The 2,323-nt window shown below is 73.1% G+C and carries 2 protein-coding genes; one reads left to right on the forward strand and one right to left on the reverse strand.

The features are described 5' to 3' along the window. The coding region (locus EIO58_RS16425) for a LysR substrate-binding domain-containing protein (protein ID WP_446723940.1) at positions 1-722 on the forward strand (722 nt) is incomplete at its 5' end. 196 nt (positions 723-918) lie between these two features. Here EIO58_RS16425 and EIO58_RS16430 read toward each other — a convergent pair. Beyond that, the coding region (locus EIO58_RS16430) for a CHAT domain-containing protein (protein ID WP_127820385.1) at positions 919-2,323 on the reverse strand (1,405 nt) is incomplete at its 5' end.

Here is a 2,323-nt window from a genome sequence, read left to right on the forward strand (position 1 = left end):
CGCAGCGCACACCTCGTCCGTCGCCCGGGCCGGCGCCCGCCGATCCTCGCGAGTCCGGTGTCGCCGAGCCGGCCGCGTTCCGACTCGGCGCGATCCCCGGGGCGACCCCCGGCAGGTGGATCGACGTGTGGAAGGAACGGATGCCGCGCACCGCGCTCGAGCTCGTGCCGCTGGCCGTCGCCGACCAGCGGCGGGCACTCGACGACGCCGAGGTCGACGCGGCGCTCGTGCGGCTGCCGGTCGATGGCGACGGACTCCACGTCATCCCGCTCTATGACGAGGTCCCCGTCGTCGTGTGCGCGAAGGACTCGCACCTGACGGCCGCCGACGAGCTCGAAGCCGTCGACCTCGAGGGTGAGGTGCTGATCGTGCCGCAGGACGACGTGCTCGGCATCCTCGCCACGCCGGCTCCACACGGCGCTGGCGCGCCGCGCGGAGCCTCCGGGCGCGCGGGCCCGATCCCCGGCACGGCCGAGCCACGCTTCGATCCGCCGGCCGATACTGCCGAAGCGATCGCCACCGTGGCCGCCGGCGTCGGGATCGTGGTGGTGCCGATGTCGCTCGCGCGGCTGCATCACCGCAAGGACGTCGAGCACCGGCCGCTGCGCGAGGGCCCCGTCTCGACCGTCGCCCTGGCGTGGGTCTCGGACCGCACCACGCCCGCCGTCGAGACGTTCGTCGGCATCGTGCGCGGGCGCACCGCGAACTCGTCGCGGAAATGAGCGTAGAGGATGCCGCGCGTCCCCACGCTGCGGCATCCCCTCGCGGAACGGCTGCGTAGACGACGCCCCCCGGGCCGCGTCCCCGATGCGATCCTCGTCCCGGTGTCCCGGGCCCCCAGCGCCCCGGACGGCGCAAGCCGTTCATGCTGTGAGGGAGCATCCTAGGTCGGCGCTGATACAAGCCGAGCGGGATTCGTCAGAACCCGGCGCCGTGCACCTGGAACGGCGCCACGATGCCGGTGCGTTCGAATGCCGCAGCCAGTGCCTCCGACGGGCCGACGCCCGCCGCCAGTCCCTCGTGCATCGCCCCGAGGAGCTCGCAGGCATCGTCATCCGCAACCACGACCGGAGCGGCGACCACAGCACGCGTGCCGGCATGGAGCCACACTCGTGCCATCCCGACGGCCTCCTCGCCCCAGCGCACGGACGAGCGTCCGACCTCACAGGCCGACAGCACGACGGTGTCGGGAACGGCGTCGATGAGGTCGATGTCGTACCCGAACAGCGTGCCGTCCAGCAGCTCCATGCCCGAGAACATCGGGTTGTCGACCGCATGGCGGCCGTGCCCGGCGGCGTGAAGCACATCGACCTGGGAGGCCAGCTCCGCGACCGCCGACACCGTGGCGGCGCCGCCGCTCAGTGTCGGCGCGTTCGGCCACCACCCTCGCGCGGACCTGACTTCCTCGGCGGCGCGGGGGACCCGCGGACCGATCACGAAGCCGGCCGACGCGAAGCGGAACGCGCCTCGAGCGCGGCTGCCGACCCACGCGGAGGCCGAGCCGGGCACGGTCAGTGCCCGACCGCTGAACATCGGCAGCATCGACCAGGGGATGCCGGAGAGCACTCCCGGAGCCAGCACCACGATGCGGCGTGCGGACGCGATCAGCGGTTGCACCGGGCCCACGAGCGAAGTGGACAGGCGTTCGACGCGCGCGCGCAAGCTGTCGCGCACGAGGGTGGACATCGGTCCGGACGTCACCCGGGCCGCCACGTCGAGGTCTGCGCGGAGGCCGGTGAGCAGGTCTCTGACGTCCTTCCACGACAGCTCGGCGACCACGGCGGAGCCTTCGGACAGCGTGAGCGCGACCAGCCGACTGCCGTCGAAGACATAGGCGACAAGCGCCTCCCCCGCACCCAGGGCGTCGAAAGCGTCGGTCATCGCGATCCTGCCGGTCGCCCCGCCGGCCGCTGTCGAGGCCCACTGCCGGTCCCGGATCCGTCGCTCGAGGGTATGCGCACGGGGATCAGCGAGCCAGCCGTCATCGCCGGCCGCGGCCCGGATGGTCCGCAGCTCTGCGAGGTCCGCAGCCAGATCCTCGTCCCGCGGGGGGCGAAGCGGCACAACATGCTGACTCATCAGACGGGCGCGCTCCGACCAGTCGAAGATCACGTCCGGCCGGTCGGAGCGGAGCGCGGAGGAGAGTCCTTCTGTGAGCAGCCCGCCCGCTCGCATGGCGGAGCTGGTCTGAAGGTCGAGGCTCCCGAAAGCGCTCTGCATCCGGGCGAGCGCGTCGAGACCCCTCGCCGCGTGCCGCCGGCAGTCGCCCTCCCGCCCCTCCGCCGCTGCGACCGCGGCCCGGGTCTCGTGCGCCAGCATCGCG

This window comes from Microbacterium sp. CPCC 204701 (assembly GCF_004010105.1).
Taxonomy (GTDB): domain Bacteria; phylum Actinomycetota; class Actinomycetes; order Actinomycetales; family Microbacteriaceae; genus Microbacterium.